Raw genomic sequence first — 22478 nt, 5'->3', positions numbered from 1 at the left:
ATGACTGCCGTCGGGGTGCTCACGGCAGCGCCCTGCGGGCGGTCGCGAACCGGGGGCGGTTGTTGAGGTCGGGGTGGTCGGCCGCGTCGGCCCAGCCCAGCTCCTCGGTGAAGATCCACGGCACCTGCCCGCCCTGGGTGTCGGCGTGTTCGATGACGACGACGCCGCCGGGGCGCAGCAGCCGGTGCGCGGTGCGTTCCAGGCCCCGGATGAGGTCCAGGCCGTCCTCGCCGGAGAACAGCGCCAGCTCCGGGTCGTAGTCGCGGGCCTCGGGGGCGACGTACTCCCACTCGGTGAGCGGGATGTACGGCGGGTTGGAGATGACCAGGTCGACCTGGCCGTCGAGGTCCGGGAAGGCGTCCAGGGCGTTCCCCTGGCGCAGGTCGACCCTGGACCCCTCCACGTTCTTCCGCGTCCACACCAGGGCGTCCTCGGACAGCTCCACGGCGTGCACGCGCGAGCGCGGGACCTCCTGGGCGAGGGCGAGCGCGATGGCGCCGGAGCCGGTGCACAGGTCGACGATGCACGGCTCGACCACGTCCATGGCGCGCACGGCGTCTATGGCCCAGCCGACCACGGACTCGGTCTCCGGGCGCGGCACGAACACCCCCGGGCCGACCTGGAGTTCCAGGTACCGGAAGTAGGCCCGCCCGGTGATGTGCTGGAGCGGCTCACGCTGCTCGCGGCGGGCGATGACCTCCCAGTACCGAGCGTCGAAGTCCGCGTCCTTCACGGAGTGGAGTTCGCCGCGTTTCACCCCGTGCACGAACGCGGCCAGCTCCTCCGCGTCGGTGCGCGGCGAGGGCACGCCTGCGTCGGCCAGCCGCTGGGTGGCCTGCGCCACCTCAGCGAGCAGCAGACTTCGGTTGCTTGAGGGGCGCCCCCCAATGGATTGCTGCACGCATGCCCTCCGGAAGTACTCGTACGTGCCTTACGCGGCTGCGAGCTTCGCCGCCGAGTCGGCGTCGACGCAGGCCTGGATCACCGCGTTGAGGTCGCCGTCCAGGACCTGGTCCAGGTTGTACGCCTTGAAGCCGACGCGGTGGTCCGAAATGCGGTTCTCCGGGAAGTTGTAGGTGCGGATCTTCTCGGAGCGGTCGACGGTGCGGACCTGGCTGCGGCGGGCGTCGGCGGCCTCCCGCTCGGCCTCCTCCTGCGCCGCGGCGAGCAGCCTGGAGCGCAGGATACGCATCGCCTGCTCCTTGTTCTGGAGCTGGCTCTTCTCGTTCTGGCAGGAGGCGACGACGCCGGTCGGCAGGTGCGTGATGCGCACGGCGGAGTCGGTGGTGTTGACGGACTGGCCGCCGGGCCCGGAGGACCGGTAGACGTCGATGCGCAGATCGTTGGGGTTGATCTCGACTTCGACCTCTTCGGCCTCGGGGGTCACCAGGACGCCCGCCGCCGAGGTGTGGATCCGTCCCTGCGACTCGGTCGCGGGCACGCGCTGCACGCGGTGCACGCCGCCCTCGTACTTCAGCCGGGCCCAGACACCCTGGCCGGGCTCGGTGGCGCCCTGGCCGCCCTTGGTCTTCACGGCGACCTGGACGTCCTTGTAGCCGCCCAGCTCGGACTCGGTGGCGTCGATGATCTCGGTCTTCCAGCCGATGCGCTCGGCGTACCGCAGGTACATGCGCAGCAGGTCACCGGCGAACAGCGCCGACTCGTCACCGCCGGCACCGGCCTTGATCTCCAGAAGGACGTCCTTGTCGTCACTCGGGTCACGCGGGACCAGCAGGAGGCGCAGCTTCTCGGTCAGCTCCTCGCGCTGCTTCTCCAGGTCCTTGACCTCGGCTGCGAAGTCGGGGTCGTCGGCCGCGAGCTCGCGCGCGGTCTCGATGTCGTCGCCGGTCTGCTTCCAGGAGCGGTACGTGGCGACGATCGGGGTCAGCTCGGCGTAGCGCTTGTTCAGCTTGCGCGCGTTCGCCTGGTCGGCGTGGACCGACGGATCGGCGAGCTGCTTCTCCAGGTCGGCGTGCTCGGCGACGAGTTCCTCGACGGCCTCGAACATCTTGGGCTCCTGATACTGCGATGAAGGGAAGGGCGGGCGACCAAAAACGCCGGTCCCGGGCACACCCCCGCGAGGGCGTGGCCGTGGACCGGCGATTTGGGGCTCGCTACTTCTTGGAGCCGGCGGCAGCCTTGCCGAAGCGGGCCTCGAAGCGGGCCACACGGCCACCGGTGTCGAGGATCTTCTGCTTGCCCGTGTAGAACGGGTGGCACTCGGAGCAGACCTCAGCACGGATGGTGCCGGACTGGATCGTGCTACGGGTGGTGAACGACGCGCCACAGGTGCAGCTGACCTGCGTCTCGACGTACTCGGGGTGGATGTCGCGCTTCAAGGTGTCTCCTAGATTCCGGGAGGGCGCCGGGTCGCCACCACGGGGATGCGGAAGCGTGAACCGGAGCCGACGTACCAGTCTGCCAGGACTGGACGCATCTCCCAAAACCGGGGGTCGGGGGGAACTATTCCCGGACGGCCGGGAGCGGAAGGAGTCGCGGGGTGAGCTACGAACTGCGCGGGGTGGTCGGGGCCGGGAGCGTGCTGCGGACGATGACGGACGACCTGTTCGACTCGGTCACCGGCGGCGGCCCCGCCCGGGCCCTGGGTTTCTGGTGGCTGCCCGGAGGGTTCGACGTGCGTCTCGCCGAGTGGTCCGCCCGCGGCCCGATCGCCTACGTGGAGGCGGAGTACTTCGGCGGCGTGGGCGAGCAGCAGGCCGCCGTCTTCTCCGCGGTCGGGCTGGGGCGTCACCGGTACCCGGCCCGGTGGCTCGGCTGAGCCTGGGCGCTACGGCGTCGTGACGACGCCCTTGGCCTCGCCCGTGGCCGTGCCTGTGGTGGCTGCCCTCGGGATGGGCTGGTCGTTCTTCAGGGCGTCCCAGACCAGCTGGTCCTTGGCTGCGGCCGGGAGGACGCGGTTGAGGTTGGCCGGGTCGTAGCGGACCGGCATCGTGACCATGCTCATGTGGGACGAGCTGATGCCCTTGAGGCCGTCCGCGAAGTCGGCGAGGGAGTTGACCGTGCCGAGGTCGGAGTCGGTGGTGACGGCCTTGGTGGCGGTGTCGGCGAGGTCGTACAGCCTCTTGGGGTTCGAGAAGACGCCGACGTGCTTGACCTGGGTCATCAGCGCCTTGATGAAGGCCTGCTGGAGCTGGATGCGGCCCAGGTCGGAGCCGTCGCCGACGCCGTGCCGGGTGCGCACCAGGCCGAGGGCCTGCTGCCCGTTCAGGGTGTGCCTGCCGGCCTTGAGGCTCAGATGGCTCTGCGGGTCGTCGATGCTCTTGGTCGTGGTGACCTGGACGCCGCCGAGGTCGTCGACGAGCTTCTGGAAGCCGGCGAAGTCGACCTCCAGGTAGTGGTCCATGCGGACGCCGGTCATCGTCTCGACCGTCTTCACCGCGCAGGCCGCGCCGCCGGTGGAGTACGCGGAGTTGAACATCACGCCGGTCGCGGCCGGGTACGTCGTGCCCTTCGGGTCGGTGCACGCGGGGCGGTCGATCAGGGTGTCCCGCGGGATGGAGACCACGCTGGCCTTCTTGTGGCCCTGGTAAGCGTGCAGGATCATCGCCGTGTCCGAGCGGGCGCTGCCGTCGTCCGTGCCGCCGCCGAGCTTCCTGTTGCTGCCGGAGCGGCTGTCCGAGCCGAGGACCAGGATGTTCTCGGAACCGTTGTCGAGCTTCGAGGGCCGGTCCGGGCCTAGCGCCTGGTTGATGTCGACGCTCTTGATGTTGCCGTTGAGCTTGAAGTACAGGTACCCCGCGCCCGTGCCGCCCAGCACCACGATGCCCGCGGCCGTCCAGGCCACGGCCAGCAGGGCCGTACGACCCCTGCTCCGAGCCTTGCGGCCACGCCCCCTGCCGCCCCCGCTCGGGCCGGCCTCGATCGGCTGCGGTATGCCGGGCTGCGGCGCGCTCTCGGCGGACACATCACTCCTAGATCTCGTCCGGTCACCATCGTCGCTCCATCTGGTCAGACGGAGGAACTCGGGACAGGGTTGCACAACGCAAAGTGCCCACCGCGTGGAGCGATGGGCACTCTGTGTGATCAGGTCAGCGGGGCGAAACCCCGCTCACCAGCGTCTTCAGCAGAAAACGTCGTACATCCGCAAACCGGTGCCGAACGAGATCCTTGTGGCAAAGGTCTCGCCCGCGGGCACTGAGAACTCAGTCCCCGTTGCCCGGCGTCGGCGTCGTCTTCTGAATCTGCATCAGGAACTCGCCGTTCGACTTGGTCTGCTTCATCTTGTCGAGCAGCAGCTCGATCGCCTGCTGCTGGTCGAGCGCGTGCAGCACCCGGCGCAGCTTCCAGACGACGGCCAGCTCCTCGTTGCCGAGCAGGATCTCTTCCTTACGGGTACCGGACGCGTCGACGTCCACCGCCGGGAAGATGCGCTTGTCGGCGAGCTTCCGGTCGAGCTTCAGCTCCATGTTGCCGGTGCCCTTGAACTCCTCGAAGATCACCTCGTCCATGCGGGACCCGGTGTCCACCAGGGCGGTGGCGAGGATCGTCAGCGAGCCGCCGTCCTCGATGTTGCGGGCCGCACCGAAGAAGCGCTTCGGCGGGTACAGGGCGGTCGAGTCGACACCACCGGACAGGATGCGGCCGGAGGCGGGCGCCGCGAGGTTGTACGCACGGCCCAGACGCGTGATGGAGTCGAGCAGCACGACCACGTCGTGACCCAGCTCCACCAGACGCTTGGCGCGCTCGATGGCCAGCTCGGCGACCGTGGTGTGGTCCTCGGCCGGGCGGTCGAAGGTCGAGGAGATGACCTCGCCCTTGACCGACCGCTGCATGTCGGTGACCTCTTCCGGACGCTCGTCGACGAGGACGACCATCAGGTGGCACTCGGGGTTGTTGTGCGTGATCGCGTTGGCGATCGCCTGCATGATCATGGTCTTACCGGTCTTCGGCGGGGCCACGATCAGACCGCGCTGGCCCTTACCGATCGGCGAGACCAGGTCGATGATGCGGGTGGTGAGCACGCCCGGGTCCGTCTCCAGGCGGAGGCGGTCCTGCGGGTAGAGCGGGGTCAGCTTGTTGAACTCCGGGCGGCCACGGCCGTGTTCGGGCGCCATGCCGTTGACGGAGTCGAGGCGGACCAGCGCGTTGAACTTCTCGCGGCGCTCACCCTCCTTCGGCTGACGGACCGCACCGGTGATGTGGTCACCCTTGCGCAGGCCGTTCTTGCGGACCTGGGCGAGGGAGACGTACACGTCGTTCGGGCCCGGCAGGTAGCCGGAGGTCCGGATGAAGGCGTAGTTGTCGAGGATGTCCAGGATGCCCGCGACGGGGATCAGGACGTCGTCCTCGGCGAGCTGCGGCTCGGCGCCGCCCATCTCGTCGCGGCCACGACGGCCACGGCGGTCGCGGTAGCGGCCCCGACGGCCACGACGGCCGCCCTCGAAGTCGTCCTCGTCCTGCTGCTGGCCGCGGTCCTGCCGGCCGGCGCCCTGCTGCTGGCCCTGCTGACGCTGGCCCTGCTGCTCCTCGCCCTTGCCCCGGCGGTCGCGGTCGCGGTCACGCCCGCGCTCCCGGCGGTCGCGGCGGCCACGGCCCTCGCCGTCACCGGCCTCGCCCTGAGGCTGCGCGGGCGTCTCGGCCTTGGGCTCGGCCTTCGCCTCGGCCACGACGGTCTCGGTGCCGGTCGCGGCGGGGCTGCCGGCCTCGGCGGGGCTGCCGGCCTCGGCGGTGGCACGGCGGCGGCGGCGCTCGGTGGGGGCGTCGTCGCTGGCGGGCTGGCCGGGGATCTCGATCTGCTGCTGGGCCACGGCCTTCTCGGCCGGAGCCTCGGCCTTCTTCTCGCCGTCGGCGGTCTCACCCGTACGGGCCTTGGAGGTGGCCCGGCGCTTGGGCTTGGTCTCGGTGGCGGCCTCGGCCTTGGGGGCGGCGCCCCCACCGGCCTGGGCCTCCTTGATGACCTCGATCAGCTGGCTCTTGCGCATCCGCGCGGTGCCCCTGATGCCGAGGCCCGAGGCGACCTGCTGCAGCTCGGCCAGCACCATGCCCTCGAGGCCGGTACCGCGGCGCCGCCGGGAGCCGGCACCGGCGGCAGGCGCGGAGGCGTCCGTGGCAGGCGCGGCAGCGGTCTCCTCGACACGTGCGCCCATCAGATCGGTGGTGTCGCTCACGAAGGGTCCTTCCCTGGAGCGGACGTCGGCCTGTCTGGCTCGGCGACCGGTTGTGCTGTCCGGCTACGGTCCTGTCTTCGGTGAACCGTGCCGGGGCGGTGGTCCGCCAACGAGGCGGAAGAGAAATTTGCTGGTGATGGCGCTTCCGCGAGTCGTGGCACCCGGTGTCACGTGGCGTGGTCGCACCGATTCCGGAGCTTGCGCGGCCCGCTCAGTGTCCGCATACGTCGTACTGCCCAGGTACGGCGCACGGAACACGGAGTGGCTTGGGAGGCTCCCGGAAGAATGTCTGTCCCGGACGGGGACACGAAGCACCTCGCCGTGGTCAGGTCGGGTGCAGACTTGAGATTAACACTACCGGATCCAACAAACATTCCCCCTCTCCAAATCCGGCAACCGTCCGCGGTCAGTCCACACCGGAGGTCGCGAGCGGCAGAACGCTCGCGCCCTGGGTGTCGAGGCTGAGCCGGTTGGCGGCCCACTCAGTGCCGGCCAGGGCCTCCACCTTGGCGGCGGTGCCCGCGTCGGCCAGGGCCATCACGGTGGGACCGGCGCCGGAGATGACGGCCGGGATGCCGTCGGAGCGCAGCCGCTCCACCAGCGCCGCGCTCTCCGGCATGGCCGGGGCGCGGTACTCCTGGTGGAGGCGGTCCTCGGTGGCGGGCAGCAGCAGTTCGGGACGCCGGGTGAGGGCCTCGACGAGCAGGGCGGCCCGGCCCGCGTTGGCGGCGGCGTCGACGTGCGGCACGGTGCGCGGCAGCAGACCGCGGGCGGTCTCCGTCAGTACCGGCTTTCCGGGGACGAAAACCACCGGAACGATGGAATCGTTGGGCTCCATCCTGATCGCCCGGGCGGCGCCGGCCTCCATCCAGGACAGGGTGAACCCGCCGAGCAGACACGCCGCGACGTTGTCGGGATGACCCTCGATCTCGGTGGCCAGCTCCAGCAGGGCCGCGTCGTCGAGCTTGGCCTCGCCGCCTATGGTCACCGCGCGGGCGGCGACGATTCCGGCGCAGATGGCAGCGGAGGAGGAACCCAGGCCCCGTCCATGCGGAATGCGGTTGGCACAGACGATTTCCAGGCCGCGAGGCTGTCCGCCCAGCAGATCGAAGGCGGTGCGGGCGGAGCGGACGAGAAGGTGGCTCTCGTCGCGCGGGAGGGTCTCGCTGCCCTCACCCGCGATGTCGATGTGCAGCCCGGAGTCGGCCACCCGGACGACGACGTCGTCGTACAGACCCAGCGCGAGGCCCAGGGCGTCAAAACCCGGGCCGAGATTGGCGCTGGTGGCGGGAACGCGCACCCGGACGGCGGCGGCGCGGAACGCTGGACCGGCCATCGCTCGAAGACTCTCCTTGAGCTGCGTGGCTCGAATGGCGCTCGAATGACGCTCGATGGATTCGATGGTCACTCAGGAGGCATTCGATGACATGGACATTCGATGATGACATTCGATGACGTACGAAGACCCGTCGGGCCGCGGAGACGACGCGGCCCCGTGCCACACGCAGGGCATATGCGGTAGGCGGGTTCGGTACAGCCTATCGAAGGAAGGTTCTGCGGCGACATAGGGCGCACAGGAGGCGCACGATGCGTGTCGTAAGCCCCCTGTGCCCCTCGCCACGGGTTTGCCCCTGCTCAGGCCGGCACTCGGGCCGGCACTGGAGCCTGCGCTCAGGCCAGGCCCAGGCGCTCGGCCGCGGTGGCCGCGTCGACCGGGACGGTTACCGGCTGCGGGGCGCCGGCGACGGCCCAGTCGGGGTCCTTCAGGCCGTTGCCGGTGACGGTGCACACGATGCGCTGCCCCGGGTCGACCTTGCCCTGCTCGGCGGCCTTGAGCAGACCGGCCACGGAGGCGGCGGAGGCGGGCTCCACGAAGACGCCCTCCCGCGCGGCCAACAGCCGGTAGGCGCGCAGGATCTCACGGTCCGTCACCTCGTCGATGGCACCGCCGGACTCGTCCCGCGCGGCCAGCGCGTACTGCCAGGAGGCAGGGTTGCCGATGCGGATGGCGGTGGCGATGGTCGACGGGTCCTTGACGACCTCGCCGCGTACGATCGGTGCACTGCCGGAGGCCTGGAAACCCCACATCCGAGGGGTCTTCGTGGAGATGCCGTCGGCGGCGTACTCCTTGTAGCCCTTCCAGTAGGCGGTGATGTTGCCCGCGTTGCCCACCGGCAGGACGTGGATGTCGGGCGCGTCGCCGAGCATGTCCACGATCTCGAAGGCGGCCGTCTTCTGGCCCTCGATGCGCGCCGGGTTGACCGAATTGACCAGCGCCACCGGGTAGTTCTCACTCAGGGCTCGAGCGAGCGTCAAGCAGTCGTCGAAGTTGCCGTCGACCTGGAGGATCTTCGCGCCGTGTACGAGGGCCTGGCCCATCTTGCCGAGCGCGATCTTGCCCTGCGGCACGAGCACGGCCGAGACCATGCCCGCCCGCACCGCGTACGCGGCGGCGGAGGCGGAGGTGTTGCCGGTGGAGGCGCAGATGACGGCCTTCGCCCCCTCCTCCTTGGCCTTGCTGATGGCCATGGTCATGCCCCGGTCCTTGAAGGAACCGGTGGGATTGGCGCCCTCCACCTTCAGGTGGACCTCACAGCCGGTGCGCTCGGAGAGCACCTGCGCGGGCACGAGGGGCGTACCCCCCTCGCGAAGCGTCACGACCGGCGTGGTGGCGGATACCGGCAGCCGGTCCCGGTACTCCTCGATGATTCCGCGCCATTGGTGGGTCATTGCTGCCTACTCTCCTTCAACCCGCATGATGCTGGCGACACCCCGCACGGTGTCGAGCTTGCGCAGCGCCTCGACGGTCCCGGACAGGGAGGCGTCGGACGCGCGGTGGGTGACGACGACGAGAGAGGCCTCGCCGTCCTTGACCTGCTGACGAACAGTGTCGATCGACACGCCGTGCTCCGCGAAGACGGTGGCGACCTGGGCCAGCACACCCGGTTTGTCCGCCACCTCGAGGCTGATGTGGTAGCGCGTGACGACCTCGCCCATCGGCGAGACGGTCAGGTCGGCGTACGCCGACTCGCCCGGCCCGGTCGAGCCGCTCAGCAGGTTGCGGCACACGGCGACGAGGTCGCCGAGGACGGCGGAGGCGGTCGGGGCACCACCGGCGCCGGGGCCGTAGAACATCAGCTGCCCGGCCGCGTCCGACTCGACGAAGACGGCGTTGTACGCGCCGCGCACGGAGGCGAGCGGGTGGGTCAGCGGAATCATGGCCGGGTGCACGCGCGCGGTGACGGAGGTGCCGTCCTCGGCCCGCTCGCAGATGGCGAGCAGCTTGATGGTGCAGCCCATCTCCTTCGCCGAGCGGAAGTCGGCGGCGGTGACCTCGGCCATGCCCTCGCGGTAGACGTCGTCCAGGCGGACGCGCGTGTGGAAGGCGATGCCGGCGAGGATCGCGGCCTTGGCGGCGGCGTCGAAGCCCTCGACGTCGGCGGTCGGGTCGGCCTCCGCGTACCCGAGGGCGGTGGCCTCGTCGAGGGCCTCCTGATAGCCCGCCCCCGTGGAGTCCATCTTGTCGAGGATGAAGTTGGTGGTGCCGTTGACGATGCCGAGCACCCGGTTGACCTTGTCACCGGCGAGGGACTCGCGCAGCGGCCGGATCAGCGGGATGGCACCGGCGACGGCGGCCTCGTAGTAGAGGTCCTTGCCGTGCTCCTCGGCGGCGGCGTGCAGGGCGGCCCCGTCCTGGGCGAGCAGGGCCTTGTTCGCGGAGACGACGGACGCCCCGTGCTCGAAGGCGGTGGTGATGAGGCCGCGGGCGGGCTCGATGCCTCCGATGACCTCGACCACCACATCGATGTCCCCACGTTTGACGAGGGCGGTGGCGTCGGTGGTCACCAGCTCGGCGGGAATGCCCTCACGCACCTTGGAGGGCCGTCGTACGGCGACCCCGGCCAGCTCGACGGGGGCCCCGATCCTGGCGGCGAGGTCGTCGGCGTGCGTCGTCATGATGCGCGCCACCTCTGAGCCGACCACTCCACAGCCCAGCAGCGCCACCTTCAGCGGACGCGTACGCATCATCCGACCTCGTTTCCTCATACCGTCTACGGTTTGACCAGTCTCACTCACCGGACGGGTGTTTCTACCCTTCGTCCGGATCGTGAGACATCTATTTCACTTAGCCGAGACGGAAAATCCGCAGATCTTCCGGCTGCTCTTCCGGCTGTTCACCGGGCTGCTCACCCGACGTCGAGACGCAGGAGGTCCTCCTCCGTCTCACGCCGGACGATCACCCGGGCTTCTCCCTCCCGCACCGCGACGACGGGCGGCCGGAGGACGTGGTTGTAGTTGCTGGCCATGGACCGGCAGTAGGCGCCGGTGGCGGGTACGGCGATGAGGTCGCCCGGCGCCAGGTCGGCGGGCAGGAACGCGTCCTTGACCACGATGTCCCCGCTCTCGCAGTGCTTGCCGACGACACGGGCGAGCATCGGCTCGGCGCTGGAGGTGCGCGACACGAGGGCGACGCTGTACTCGGCGTCGTAGAGCGCGGTGCGGATGTTGTCCGACATGCCGCCGTCGACGGAGACATAGGTGCGCAGCCCGTCGAGCGGCTTCACGGTGCCGACCTCGTACAGGGTGAAGGCCGTGGGACCGACGATGGCGCGCCCGGGCTCGACGGAGATCCGCGGAGTCCGCAGCCTGGCGACCTCGCACTCACGCGTGACGATCTCGGTCAGCGCCTTGGCGATCTCGTGCGGCTCACGCGGATCGTCGTTGCTGGTGTAGGCGATGCCGAGCCCGCCGCCGAGGTCGATCTCGGGCAGCTCGACGCCGTGCTCGTCCCGGATGTCCTTGAGCAGCCCGACCACCCGGTGGGCAGCGACCTCGAACCCGGAGGTGTCGAAGATCTGCGACCCGATGTGGCTGTGAATGCCGATCAGTTCGAGCCCGTCGAGCTGGAGCGCCCGCCGCACGGCCTCGGCGGCCTGCCCCCCGGCGAGCGGAATGCCGAACTTCTGGTCTTCATGGGCGGTGGCGATGAACTCGTGCGTGTGCGCCTCCACGCCGACGGTGACCCGGATCTGCACCTTCTGCCGCACGCCCAGGGACTGCGCGATGTGCGCGACCCGCACGATCTCCTGGAAGGAGTCGAGCACGATCCGCCCGACACCGGCCTCGACGGCCCGGGTGATCTCCGCGACGGACTTGTTGTTGCCGTGGAAGGCGATGCGCTCGGCGGGCATGCCGGCGGAGAGTGCAGTGGCCAGCTCCCCACCCGAGCACACATCCACATTGAGCCCTTCCTCGTGCAGCCAGCGCACGACGGCGCGGGAGAGGAAGGCCTTGCCGGCGTAGAACACGTCGGCGTCGGCGCCGAAGGCGGTACGCCACGCCCGCGCGCGGGCCCGGAAGTCGGCCTCGTCGAGGATGTAGGCAGGGGTGCCGAACTCCTCGGCGAGCCGAGTCGCCGGAATCCCGCCGACGGTGAGGACACCGTCTTCGTTCCGGCCGACGGTCTGGGCCCACACCTTGGGGTCGAGGGCGTTGAGGTCGGCGGGCGGGGCGGCGTAGTGCCCCTCGGGGAGGACGTCGGCGTGACGGGGCCCGGCGGGGTGCGCGGAACGGCTCATGACGTGACTCTCAGACTCTCTGTATCTCTCCGGGACTCATCTGCGCTGGGCCCTCAGAGGTGTTCGGGTGCGTCGATACCGAGCAGGGACAGGCCGCCGGCCAGCACCGTCCCGGCGGCTTCGGCGAGCGCGAGCCGGGCGCGGTGGGCGGCCGAGGGTTTCTCGTCGCCGCGCGGCAGCACGGTGGCCAGCAGGGGCAGCACGGCATCAGCGACGATCACGAGATGCCGGGCCAGCCGGTCCGGGGCCCGGTGGTCGGCGGCCAGGGCGAGGACGCGGGGGTGGGCGGCCAGGGCGGTCGTGAGGGGGTGGGAAGTATCGATGGCGGGGACGACGCCGGGGTCGGCGGTGAAGCCGAGGCGGGCGGCGTTGCGGCCGAGGGAGCGGACGCGGGCGTGGGCGTACCGCACCCGGAACAGCGGATTGCTCTCCCGCTGCACGAGATGGTCGGCGGTGATCCGGGGCCGGTCGTGCGCGGCGGGGTACAGCAGGGCCCACTGGGCTGCGTCGGCCCCGAGCGGGGCGGGATCCTCCGGCGCGGGCACGGGCCGCAGATTGACGGGCTCACTGTGCTCGACGGTGCCCCGCCCGCCCTGCGTGCCCACAATCCGTACGACGGCGTCGGCGACGACCTCGGCCCGGACCTCGTACGGCACGCGGAGCGCGACGACCTGCCCGGCGAGACCGTCTCCGTGCCCGTACGAGCCACCGCGGGCGTGGATCTCCCGGACGAGGGCGGCGACGAGTCCGGCCTGCTCGGCGAGACGGATGTTGAGGAACCCCGGCCCGGTGACGACGACGTCCCGGATGCCGTCGGTGCCGACGAGATGGGGCCGCAGGATCTCGGCCACCCGCAGCGGCGGCTGCCCGGCCGGCCGGGCGAGCTGCAGCGCGATGTTGGTCGCGAAGTCCCCGCACCCTCCGGGCCCCGGCTCGGTCACGACGACCCGCTCGGGCACGGCCACACTGAGCTGCCCGCCCTCGACGGCACGACGCACTGCGTGCAGCACGACACGGGACAGCTCGACGGGGGTCACGGGACAAGCGTAGGGGAGGAGGGGGGTGGGAATGCGAAGCGGTTTCAAGTGCTGGAAGGGGAACTGGAAGGGGAAGAGGACAACGGGAGGGACGAACGCCAAAGGGAGCCCCTCGCCCGATCAGCTACCCACCAAAAGAGACGCCACCGGGAACCTCATCGGCGAGGCCTTCGTCGTCACCGTCCCCACTGTCCTCACCACCCCCCTCGTCCTCACCACTGCCGCCGCCACCGCCACCACCACCACTGGCAACATCCCCGCTCTTCTTCCCGATCAAGTGCTTGACGAGCCGAACGAGTTCCGCGGGTTCGAAGGGCTTGGCGAGGAAGGCGTCGACGCCGACATCGAGACCGGCCTCGATCTCGTACTGCGTACAGGCGCTGATGATGGCGAGGGGCAGGTCGTGCGTACGGGGGTCGGCACGGAGCCGAGCGGCGGTCCGCAGCCCGTCGAGACGGGGCATGACGACATCGAGCGTCACTACATCGGGCCGCACCTGATGCACCACGTCCAGACACTCGGCACCATCGGCCGCGGTCACGACCTCGAGCCCCTCCAGCTCAAGGTTGACCCTGATCAGCTGCCGGATGACCTTGTTGTCGTCCACAACAAGCACCCGACCCGACGCGCCTGGCACAACTCGAGAGTAGGTCCGGACCGGCCACCGCGTCCGGGTTTTCCCCACTTCCACCCCGTACAGGGGACCCTCCCCCACTGCACCGAGGAAACCCGTTCCTGATCACCCCGCAGGACCTGCTAGGGTTCTACCCGTCGCCGCAAGCAAGAAGCAAAGCGCCCGACACGCCCCCGTAGCTCAGGGGATAGAGCAACGGCCTCCGGAGCCGTGTGCGCAGGTTCGAATCCTGCCGGGGGCACCCCGTATGAGGTGCCCAAAGACCCCGTCACCAGCGGAAACGCTGAGGCCGGGGTCTTCGCGTATGTGCAGGCGTATGCGGGCCGGAGCGGCAGTATGTCGAGATCTGTGGACTATTCGTGGACAGGTTCTCGGAGTATCTGCTCTGGCCACCCCGGCGTTTCCATAGTGCCGTCAGCCAACGTCCGGCCATTGCTCCGGGGGCGGAGGCGGCTCCGGGTCGTTCTGTCGTTCCGCCTGCCGCGCATTCTCCCCTCGCAGGGACGTCAGCCACGGCCATAGATCCGGCAGAGGCTGTGCCGGGCAGGCCAGACGATGTTCGATACGACAACGCTGAAACTGATCCGGCGGACACACCCCGTAGACGGTCACCCGCCCATCGGACAGCTCGATCCACCGGTGCTCCGCCGGCACCGTGTGGGCCAGTGGATTCATGTCCGGTTCCAGCAGCACCCAGTCATACTCAAGCGTCGCCACCCGATCTTGCGGCAGGCCGCAGTAAAGACAGTGTGACTGCCCGCCACCAAGTCGACGCGGCTCCTTCTCCAAAGCCCCCATGTAGCGAGGGTCGACACCCTGGCGGCTCGTGCGTAGAGCGCGAACCAGCCGGGACTCCTGGGGTTCTTGTGCGTCGAGAAAACGAGTTACGACGCGGCAGGCGCAAGGAGCAACCAACGACCGAGGGAGCTCGGCCGAGATATGACGAAGCCCCCAGCCCCAGAGCTGGAGGCTAACGGCCCAGGGGCCAGTTCACTCGTATTCGCGCAACAATTCCTCGATCTTGCGGTTAGCGATTTCCTGCCGCCCATCGATGCACTTGGCGTAGCGGAATAGGGGGCCTCGGCCCTGTTGCCCGCGCGCTCGGCTAGTACCGCCTAGCACTTCAGGCACCAGTTCGTACTTCGTGTACGCCCAACTCTCCTGCCAGGCCCCGCAACTCCTCAGAGGGAGGCTGGCTCATGGTCAGAAGGTCCGCCACGAGCTGCTTGACCATCGGCAGGGACCGCACCATCTCGGGCGAGAACTCACGCGCCCTCAGCAGCGCTGATACCGCGTCAGCCACCTGACGGCGCTGGGCGTGGGCCCGGGCCATATCGATCTGGAACCGCGTCTGCCGCTCTGCGGACAGCTCCGACGCGTCAACTGCCTGTGCAGCCCGTAGGGCGACGCCCGCGTCTCCGAGGTCGACTGCGACGGACACCTCGTGCAAGCCGACGTTGGTAGGCCCGAATTCGGTGTTGTAGTCGTTGCGCCCGTCACCGACCTGTTCGGCCATCGCGCGAGCGTCACGGAGGAGGCCGTACGCCTCATCAGCCAGGTTCAGCCGAGCTGCGGCGACCGCCCGTTGCAGCGTCAGCGCACCCCGCAGCGCCACCGCCTCGATCTGCCCCGACTCTGCCAGGGGCCGCAAGGCATCAGCCGCGCTCCCCGATGCTTGAGCCGCCTGCTCGAAGTGACGCGCGCCGAGGAAGACGATCGAGAGCCGGAACGCACCGGCGGCCATCAGGAGCGGATCATTGGCCCGCTCGGCGGCGACCACGGCCCGGTCGACGGCGATCCAGGCCGCTTCGGGCTCTCCCAGGTTCGCGAGCGCTCCACTGCACGTGTGGTACATGACCGCCAGCAGTCGGAAGAGTTCGGGACGATCGGTCTCCGGAACCGACCGGGTGGCTGACTCCAGCCGAGGAACGAGCCCTTCGAGCAGTTCGGCCAGGTCGGCGTAGTTGCCCTGATGTGTCAGCGACCAGGCGTGGTCGACCTCGGCGCGAAGCGCCGGCACATCAGGGGAGGCGTTCTGCTGGCCAAGGATCGCCTTGAGCGAGTGCGCGGCGCTCAGCACCAGTCGCAGCCGACTCGCACCCGGCGCCTCACCTTCGGCCACCGACGCAACGATGGGGGCCTCGGCCGCCAACTCGGCGATCGGCACCTCCAGCACCTCGGCGACCTTCTCCAGCACGGTCATCCGGTCGATGCGGCGCACGCCCCGCTCCACCTGGGACACCCACGCTTCCGATCGTCCGAGGAGACCGGCGAACTCCTTCTGCGACAGCCCGCGTCGTTTGCGCTGGAAGGCGATCTTGCGACCTAGCGCCTTCTGATACTCAGTGCTCAACGTCCACGCCCTTGCCGGACACGAAGTCCAGACGGTCGACCTCTGTGGCGGAAAGGTACTGGTCCCGCTCGGAGAGGAAGGCCCGCACGTAATCCGTCGACTCGTGCTCCTCGAAGGCGCCCTTGTCCCGGTACAGCTCGTAGAACATGCGCTCCAGAGGACGCCCGTCAACACGGTGCACCGCGTAGATCACCGTTCCGGGCTCGTTCGCCCGGATCAGTTCCCCAGTCCGCGCCACGAGGGCATCGAACGCAGTCGCCGAAGCCTCGTCCTTGCAGGTGAAGCGCACCATCAGTCCGAACATGCGAGGTCCTCTCTCCATCGGCTTCCAGGCCAGCACCAGACCACCCGGCGAACGCTATGCGCCGACCGCTCGCACGAAAAGTACGAACCCGCACTCCCAGTACACGCACATTCGGTACGGTGCTAGTACTAATTGTACGGCTCTGCATGGTCCGTGTCAGCCGGTCGTCATCGCTGGCACAGAAGACAGCAGGTCACCGCCATGGAGGACGCCATGCCCACCCACGGACGCAGCTTCCCCGGGGACCCTCAAGAACTCAGCGCCGCGCGCCGCTGGACCCGCGCCATGCTGAACTGCCACCCTCGCTCTGAAGACGCCGAGCTGATCGTCACCGAACTCGGCACCAACGCCCTGACGCACACTGCCAGCGGCCACCGCGCCGGCACCTTCCACGTCGGGCTCACCATCTCCGAGCGGACCATCACGATCGCGGTAACCGACCACGGCAGCGCGAAGACCGCTCCTGAAATCCAGCATCCGCCTCTCAGCGCCACCCACGGCCGCGGACTCGGCCTGGTCGCCGCCCTCGCCGACAGCATCACGGTCCAAGGCAACGACTCAGGCCGCACAATCACCGCCGAACTCCGCGTCCACGCGAGCCTCCGTGACGTGGCTCGGGCATCTCACGAGGAGAACAGCGGCTGGAGGGCCGCGGTAGGAGGCCGCTCGTGCTGATGCAGGAACCCCGACGCGGCTACTGGTGCGAGTGCTGGACCCAAGTCCTCACCGAACAGGAACGACCAACACTCCGAGCATCCTTCGACGCCTACTCGGCACCCCAGGCAGACAGATGGGTCGCGATCACCCTCCGCACGATCTCACCCGCCCTGGACTCGGACGCCTCCGACGCAGCATGGGCGTACCTGTACCAGGGCCGCATCGCGACCCGACAGGCCCTCCTGCGCTCCGAACCCTGCACGGTCACGGTCACCCAGGACCGCACCCGCATCACGTGGACGATCCGGCCGGTGCTCTTCCTACCACTCGCCCACCGCCAAGGGGCCGAACTGCCAGCCTGCACAAACGACTTCAAACCCCAAGCGACCGACTGAGTTACAACTTTCTCTACGGGTTCAAGGCGGCTCGCTCCGCTCACCGCGCGCGGCCCGGCCCCCTGGCCGGCGCGCGCGCCGCGCTCATGGCAATCAGTCGCCTGATGCCAGAGAAGGGGTACGTCGTGGCTGAGGCGGTCGGCTCCACGGCTTTAGGCAGCCACTTCGGCGCGAGCCTCGAAGATCATGGCCCCAACGCCGTGCCTTACCGGGCAGGTCCAGAGACCGCCCGACGCGCCGGAAGCTTACGGGGCCATGATCACTCGCGCCAAAGCAGCTCCAGCCCAAAGCCGCTCCACCGACCTCGCAAAATCAGCCTGCACGAAGCCTTACAGCGGGAAGATCGTCGAATACCATGCCCCTATGTCGCCAAGCCTTTCCTACGCCATCCGCACCATGTCGGGCGCATCGGACGCGAACTCTTTGATCTCCGCAAGCCGCCGAGCCATGCGTCTGGGAGGCTTGTCACTCGACCTAGGGAATACTCACCGAATATACCCGAACGGTGCCGTGCCCATGGCGGCGACTTTGGAGTATTTTCGCGCAGACGGGCTTCGAATATCGACCAGCCGCCTCAGTGCATCAGTCATAAGTACTCGATTCTTGCACCCACTGGCAGCAACACCAGAGAACATCCGGGATCACCCCGCGGGAAATATTGTATGGAAGTACAACGAGGAACAGTCGACCGGCCTATGCAACGCGTTTATCGACATGCTCGAAGAGAACGCGCGCTGCGAAACCGGTGTCATCGAGTCTCTCAATTGGTGCCTTTTCGAAGTATTGGACAACGTTTTCCAACACAGCAAGGCCGCTTACGGATATGCCATGATGCAGATACACGCGAAGCGTCGATGGTGTACGGTCGCGGTCGCGGATTGCGGTATTGGGATCCACAGATCCTTCAAGGAAAGCAACGTCTATGCAGCACAAAATGCATACGAAGCAATTATGCTTTCCGTGCAAGAAAAGGTAACCAGTAAAACCAAGAACATGGGCAACGGCCTCTACGGCCTCATGCGCGTCGTGGGCCTCAACAAGGGCGAGCTGCAGATCCGCTCCGGCAGAGGATGGCTTGAATACCGGGATGGAGAGATAAAAGGAAATTACTCGATGTCGATCCCTCTGGTTGATTTGAATGACCATCATGGCACCACTGTCGACTGGCAACTCGACCTGAGCAAGCGCGTGAGCCTTGCCGAGGCTCTTAACTTCCCCGAGCCGAATCTATTGCTCGAGCGCATAGAAGATCAAGCCGGGGAGCACTGCCTTCGGGTTGCCGACTTCGAAGAAGGGCTGGGCACCCGCCGATCGGCGGAGCAGATTCGCAATAAGCTTGTGAATCTACTAAACCTGGGCGCTCCTCGATTGATACTCGACTTCTCAGGAGTTTATGTAGTTTCTTCAAGTTTCGCCGACGAGGTCCTTGGAAAGCTAGCGCTTGAAATGGGAATCGTTGGGTTCATGGGCCGCTTCGACCTGAAGGGGATGACGCCCACCGTTTCCGCTATCGTAAATCGAGCGATTTCCCAAAGGATCGCGGAAGGTGACGACCGAACTCCCGGACAAGGCACGCGACATTAGGGAATGTTCTTCCCCTCAGAAAGATCACTGCCTCTTGTAACCCGCGGGCTCGAGCGCGCAACGGGGCGGGAATGTGACTACATTACGCGAACCCAATCATCACCGCGCAGGCCGTCGCACCCGCCGGCGGCAGGCATCCGGCAACAGGCCGGACCAGGTACTCGCAAACCCGTGCCCTCCCCGGCCGTGCTTGGGCCGTGAAGCGGCAGGTCGCGACGTTGATCGGTTAGGCGGCCGCAGGTCACGACCGCCGTGGTCAATTGTGGCTGAATTGAGCGCAGTCGGTAGGGCGCCGAAGCTGTTGGGGTGGCAGTGACGGTAGCACCATCGGGGAGCGCACACTGCTACAAGGACGTGAACGAAAGTTCGATACTTGGGGTCGTGCTTCCAGCACCGGTGCCGGATGGTTGGATGCCGGTGTCCGGTGGTGTGATGGGTCCGTTGGATAAACAGCGGGCCGTGGCTGTGCCGTTGGTAGGAGGGCTCGATTCGAGGGGATGGGGGGGCCGGTCGGTGAGTGACCGCAGTGCAATCAAGAACGCCCCTCCATCTGATCGCGCAGAGCGCTAGCGGTCCAAGGCGCGCCCCCTCCCCAGCGAAAATGGGGCACGAGCGTAGGTGGGTAGCCGTTGGTGGGGCGGCGCCTTCACGGACGGGCCGTGCTCACAGCGGCCCGAGCGAGCCGCGAATGATGATCTGATTCAGGTGGAAATTGGGGCGAACTCGGTCCCGATGCACAGGACTGACCCCCTGTGCTGCTAGACATGCAACCGTGCACTCAGCTCTCTCCCCTTCGCAGTTTCAACTTCTGCAACACCTCATGCTCGCCGAGGTTCCACACCCCGATACGGATCCCGTCTCGGTGGCGGTCCGAGACCTCGAAGAAGCGAGCATCGCGGACGACGTGCGAACTCTTAGCTGGATGGGACTGTTGGAGGTCAGAGGGGAGCGCCTGGCCATCACGCCGCGCGGAAGGGCAGTGCACTTCGAAGCCGAGTGCACCGTGCTCTCGACGCGCCTCGCCGAGGTGAGCCTCTTCGCCGACGACCTCCAGCGACGCACACCCTCAATCAGTGCAGAACTGCACGCGCTCCGCCAGCTCGCCGACGGGGCATGGAGCGTGACGGAGGCGATGGCGTACGTGGAGCGTTGGGCGCACTGACCAGGCCCTACGCTTCCTCGCCGGCCTCCGTGGGGAGCACGACTCGGCGGTGGGGTTTGCGGGCCTTGTCGGGGACCGGCAGGATGCCGACCTTCTCAAGGTCAACTGTAGTAATCGTGGGAGCGGCGAGGACGCGGTCCAGCAGGTCCTGCTGGGCGGGCGCGAGGTCAACAAGTCGGCGCAGCACGGAGAGCAGTTCCATGAGCTCCCGCGACCAGTCGGCTGGCCAAGACTCGACATGCAGGTCGTCCAAGGGGCTGGTCTTGCGGCTGTTGGGGTTGGCCTTTCGGTAGCCGAACCATTTCTTAATGATCTGCATGCCGCCGACGTCGTAGTTCCACACTTCGGCAGGGACAGGGCTGACGTGCCCGCCGCCCAAGTGCAGGGTGCCGGTCATCTCGGCGTACCGGATTTCGGCGGGGACTTCCGCCCCTATGTGCTGGTCGTAACGGAGCCGGCGCGCATCGCCTAGCGGAAAGAGGACGTCTCCGGCCGGTCGGCCATCTTCCGGATCGGCATAGCGCTCCCCGTACGTCGAGGCCCACAAGAGGCGCTTGCCCAGTTGCACCGCTTCGTGCCACAGGGCGGAATCGCGGGTGAGCGGCAGCCGCACGCCTGGGGTGAGGAGCTCCTCGGTGAACCGCTTGGTGAATCCGCCGTGCCCGGCAACAGCCGCCACATATGCAGCCAGATCGTGCACCGTGACGTCGTCGATGCCGAGTTCGGCGGCGAGGTACGCGAGAAGGCGCGGATGCACGTTGGGAGTGCCGTCCGGATGGAGGATCGGCATGATCTTGCCACCGCGGCCGTTGAAATGGTGGGTATCGGGGAGCAGGGAGGTGGCGACGATCGCCGGCCCGGTTTCGATCTCGTGCGAGGACTGCTGGTTCAGGAAGAGCTGATCTGGCTGCATGGCGTCCCACAACGTCGGCCGGGCGAAGTCGATGACACGGCTATCGGAGATCAGCCACTGCCGGTCGAAGCTCCGCATGGCGATGCGTACCAGGTCAGGCGCCAGGTTTGTTTCGACTGCGAGTTCCTGGGTGTGCTCAGGCTGCCCGGGCAAAGGATCCCTACTGGCGTGCAGCGAACGGTCTCTTGTCTCCTTGAGTAGCTCCGCCTTCTTGGCCAGATCGTTCTCGTGGATCAAACGCGCCCATCGCTTCTCAAGCACCTGCCTGCTGGGGCCGTTGACCCAGGAGCGGTTGGCCTTGATACCCGGGCTTCCCCAGCGGAAGAGATCGTCGAGAGCCGGGCAGTCCTCCCACCCCGTCTCGGTGGTTGGGCGGAAGGGGCGAATAGCATCCGCGTGCGTGTCCTGCCAGCCGTCGTCGTCCAGTCGGATCTCTTTGAGCTGGCGGTACTTGGCGCCTCGCTTGCCGTGGACGGCGCGGTAATGGACACGGGCGGGCCGCTCAGGGTCGGTGTCCTTACTGCGGACGAAGATGCAGATGGCCAGAGGCTGGGCAACACCCGGGAAGATCCGGCTGGCCACATCCGGGCGGTGCCCTTCCGGAGACAGGTCGATAATCCAGCCCTCGTCACAGGTGCGCCGCAGGTAGTCCCGCATGCCACGCCCGCCAGGCCCAGTAGTGAACCCCGAGGGCGTGATGAAGCAGACGACTCCCTGCTGATCCTGCGGATGGGCGTCGAAAACCTTCCACGTCGCCCAGCGCCAGAAGTAGACGTAGAGGTTCTTCAGCACGTGCTCATAGCGGCCGTTGCCAGGCCACTTGAAGGCCTCGATGGGAGCCACGCCCTGCGCGGGTGTGCCCTTCTCGACCCAGCCGCCGCGACCCTTGGCCTTGTCGTCGTAGGGCGGGTTCCCGATCGCAACGGTGACCGGCGTGCTGGCCTTCACCTGGTTCGCCCGTTTACGAGACTCCGAGATCACTCCGTACGTCGAGGCGAGGGTTTCCTCGGCCAGATACGGGTCGTCCAACGTATCGGTGACGAAAAGCTTCATCCCATCCGGCGGTGCGACCGCTTGATGCCGCTTAAGCAGATCCGAGGTCCGCAGCTCGGCGACAGCGAAGGGCCCCATCTGCAGCTCGAAACCGATCAGGCGCTTCGCCAGATCACCTATCGCATCCGGCGTTGCTCCGGGGCCGATGTTCTCCGCCGCCCAGGCGGCGACATGTTCAATGACCGCGTGAAGGTACGTGCCTGTTCCCATGGCTGGATCGACGATGCGCACGCTCTCGTCCGCATATCCGTCCGAGCGGCCCAAGCGGGTACGCAGCACGTCCTCGGTGAGACGCACCATCTCCTCGACCACTTCGCGCGGGGTGTAATACGAGCCGCTCTTCTGCCGTAGCTTCTCGTCGTACACCTCCAGGAACGACTCGTATAGGTGCAGATATGCATCCCGCCGGCCCTTACGAATCGCCGCCCAGTCAACCGCGTCAATCACCTGAATGAGCAGATCGAGGCTGACCTCGAAGCTCACCGTGATGTTGTCGGTGAGGAGCTGAAGGGCCTTGCCCATCAAGGCATGCCCGGCATCCAGCCGCCGACCGACCTCATGCAGCCCGACCCCCTTCAAGGAGATGTCAATCCCCCCGATCTGTGGAGACCTTCCTATGCAGCCAGTTCCTCGGTGAGGCTGGCCTGGTAGCTGTGTTCGTAGTCGATCGGGCTCTTGA

Annotated in this window: 20 protein-coding genes and 1 tRNA gene; 6 read left to right on the top strand and 15 right to left on the bottom strand. The window is 67.8% G+C overall.

Going from position 1 to position 22478, the window contains the following annotated elements:
* Positions 1–19 precede the first annotated feature (19 nt).
* From prmC to rpmE, 3 genes are all read right to left on the bottom strand, one after another.
* A complete protein-coding gene (gene prmC / locus ACWD35_RS33255) occupies positions 20–859 on the bottom strand; it encodes a peptide chain release factor N(5)-glutamine methyltransferase (protein WP_451355138.1) in 840 nt (279 codons plus the stop codon).
* Positions 860–931: 72 nt separating this feature from the next.
* Positions 932–2008, bottom strand: a complete 1077-nt coding sequence (gene prfA / locus ACWD35_RS33250) for a peptide chain release factor 1 (RefSeq protein ID WP_451355055.1) — start codon at positions 2006–2008, stop codon at positions 932–934.
* 106 nt (positions 2009–2114) lie between these two features.
* Entirely contained in the window at positions 2115–2339 is a 225-nt protein-coding gene (gene rpmE / locus ACWD35_RS33245) for a 50S ribosomal protein L31 (RefSeq protein WP_030672379.1), read from the bottom strand.
* A gap of 161 nt (positions 2340–2500) precedes the next feature.
* Between rpmE and ACWD35_RS33240 the strand changes: the two genes are divergently transcribed.
* Complete coding sequence (locus tag ACWD35_RS33240; RefSeq protein ID WP_451355054.1) at positions 2501–2779, top strand: hypothetical protein; 279 nt, start codon at positions 2501–2503, stop codon at positions 2777–2779.
* A 9-nt stretch (positions 2780–2788) separates the two neighbouring features.
* On the opposite strand, the gene ACWD35_RS33235 is transcribed toward ACWD35_RS33240, so the two are convergent.
* The 8 genes from ACWD35_RS33235 to ACWD35_RS33200 form a co-directional block, all read right to left on the bottom strand.
* Positions 2789–3925, bottom strand: coding sequence for an LCP family protein (locus ACWD35_RS33235; protein ID WP_451355053.1), 1137 nt, complete (start codon positions 3923–3925; stop codon positions 2789–2791).
* A gap of 238 nt (positions 3926–4163) precedes the next feature.
* Positions 4164–6128: a transcription termination factor Rho gene (gene rho / locus ACWD35_RS33230; RefSeq protein ID WP_451355052.1), complete on the bottom strand. Its 1965-nt coding sequence runs from the start codon at positions 6126–6128 to the stop codon at positions 4164–4166.
* 406 nt (positions 6129–6534) lie between these two features.
* Positions 6535–7464 carry a homoserine kinase gene (gene thrB, locus ACWD35_RS33225; RefSeq protein WP_451355051.1) on the bottom strand — a complete coding sequence of 310 codons (930 nt, stop codon included), beginning with the start codon at positions 7462–7464 and terminating at the stop codon, positions 6535–6537.
* Between the two features lie 335 nt (positions 7465–7799).
* Positions 7800–8858 carry a threonine synthase gene (thrC, locus tag ACWD35_RS33220; protein ID WP_451355050.1) on the bottom strand — a complete coding sequence of 353 codons (1059 nt, stop codon included), beginning with the start codon at positions 8856–8858 and terminating at the stop codon, positions 7800–7802.
* Positions 8859–8864: 6 nt separating this feature from the next.
* Positions 8865–10157 carry a homoserine dehydrogenase gene (locus ACWD35_RS33215; protein ID WP_451355049.1) on the bottom strand — a complete coding sequence of 431 codons (1293 nt, stop codon included), beginning with the start codon at positions 10155–10157 and terminating at the stop codon, positions 8865–8867.
* 158 nt (positions 10158–10315) lie between these two features.
* Positions 10316–11707 carry a diaminopimelate decarboxylase gene (gene lysA, locus ACWD35_RS33210; RefSeq protein ID WP_451355048.1) on the bottom strand — a complete coding sequence of 464 codons (1392 nt, stop codon included), beginning with the start codon at positions 11705–11707 and terminating at the stop codon, positions 10316–10318.
* A 53-nt stretch (positions 11708–11760) separates the two neighbouring features.
* Complete coding sequence (gene nrtL, locus ACWD35_RS33205; protein WP_451355047.1) at positions 11761–12744, bottom strand: ArgS-related anticodon-binding protein NrtL; 984 nt, start codon at positions 12742–12744, stop codon at positions 11761–11763.
* Positions 12745–12868: 124 nt separating this feature from the next.
* Entirely contained in the window at positions 12869–13429 is a 561-nt protein-coding gene (locus tag ACWD35_RS33200; protein WP_451355137.1) for a response regulator, read from the bottom strand.
* Positions 13430–13547: 118 nt separating this feature from the next.
* On the opposite strand from ACWD35_RS33200, the gene ACWD35_RS33195 reads away from it, so the two are divergent.
* A tRNA-Arg gene (locus ACWD35_RS33195) sits at positions 13548–13619 on the top strand.
* A gap of 173 nt (positions 13620–13792) precedes the next feature.
* Here the strand turns inward: ACWD35_RS33195 and ACWD35_RS33190 are convergent.
* The 3 genes from ACWD35_RS33190 to ACWD35_RS33180 all read right to left on the bottom strand — a co-directional run bounded on the left by ACWD35_RS33190 (position 13793) and on the right by ACWD35_RS33180 (position 16035).
* Positions 13793–14176 (bottom strand): DUF6083 domain-containing protein, encoded by a 384-nt coding sequence (locus ACWD35_RS33190; protein ID WP_451355046.1) that lies wholly within the window; start codon positions 14174–14176, stop codon positions 13793–13795.
* 325 nt (positions 14177–14501) lie between these two features.
* Positions 14502–15731: a helix-turn-helix domain-containing protein gene (locus ACWD35_RS33185; protein WP_451355045.1), complete on the bottom strand. Its 1230-nt coding sequence runs from the start codon at positions 15729–15731 to the stop codon at positions 14502–14504.
* Entirely contained in the window at positions 15721–16035 is a 315-nt protein-coding gene (locus tag ACWD35_RS33180; protein WP_451355044.1) for a putative quinol monooxygenase, read from the bottom strand. Before ACWD35_RS33180 ends, ACWD35_RS33185 begins: the two co-directional genes overlap by 11 nt.
* Before the next feature lie 213 nt (positions 16036–16248).
* Here ACWD35_RS33180 and ACWD35_RS33175 point away from each other — a divergent pair, with 213 nt between their 5' ends.
* The 4 genes from ACWD35_RS33175 to ACWD35_RS33160 all read left to right on the top strand — a co-directional run bounded on the left by ACWD35_RS33175 (position 16249) and on the right by ACWD35_RS33160 (position 19833).
* Entirely contained in the window at positions 16249–16710 is a 462-nt protein-coding gene (locus ACWD35_RS33175; RefSeq protein ID WP_451355043.1) for an ATP-binding protein, read from the top strand.
* Complete coding sequence (locus tag ACWD35_RS33170) at positions 16710–17087, top strand: hypothetical protein (protein ID WP_451355136.1); 378 nt, start codon at positions 16710–16712, stop codon at positions 17085–17087. The genes ACWD35_RS33175 and ACWD35_RS33170 overlap by 1 nt, the downstream gene beginning before the upstream one ends.
* Before the next feature lie 255 nt (positions 17088–17342).
* Positions 17343–18671 (top strand): STAS-like domain-containing protein, encoded by a 1329-nt coding sequence (locus ACWD35_RS33165; RefSeq protein WP_451355042.1) that lies wholly within the window; start codon positions 17343–17345, stop codon positions 18669–18671.
* 772 nt (positions 18672–19443) lie between these two features.
* Positions 19444–19833 carry a hypothetical protein gene (locus tag ACWD35_RS33160; protein ID WP_451355041.1) on the top strand — a complete coding sequence of 130 codons (390 nt, stop codon included), beginning with the start codon at positions 19444–19446 and terminating at the stop codon, positions 19831–19833.
* 7 nt (positions 19834–19840) lie between these two features.
* Here the strand turns inward: ACWD35_RS33160 and ACWD35_RS33155 are convergent, their stop codons facing one another.
* Positions 19841–22378, bottom strand: a complete 2538-nt coding sequence (locus tag ACWD35_RS33155; protein ID WP_451355040.1) for a type ISP restriction/modification enzyme — start codon at positions 22376–22378, stop codon at positions 19841–19843.
* Positions 22379–22478: the final 100 nt, after the last annotated feature.

This window comes from Streptomyces sp. NPDC002671 (assembly GCF_053592475.1).
Note: the sequence above shows the minus strand (reverse complement) of the source record. Positions and strands in the feature narration are given on the sequence as shown.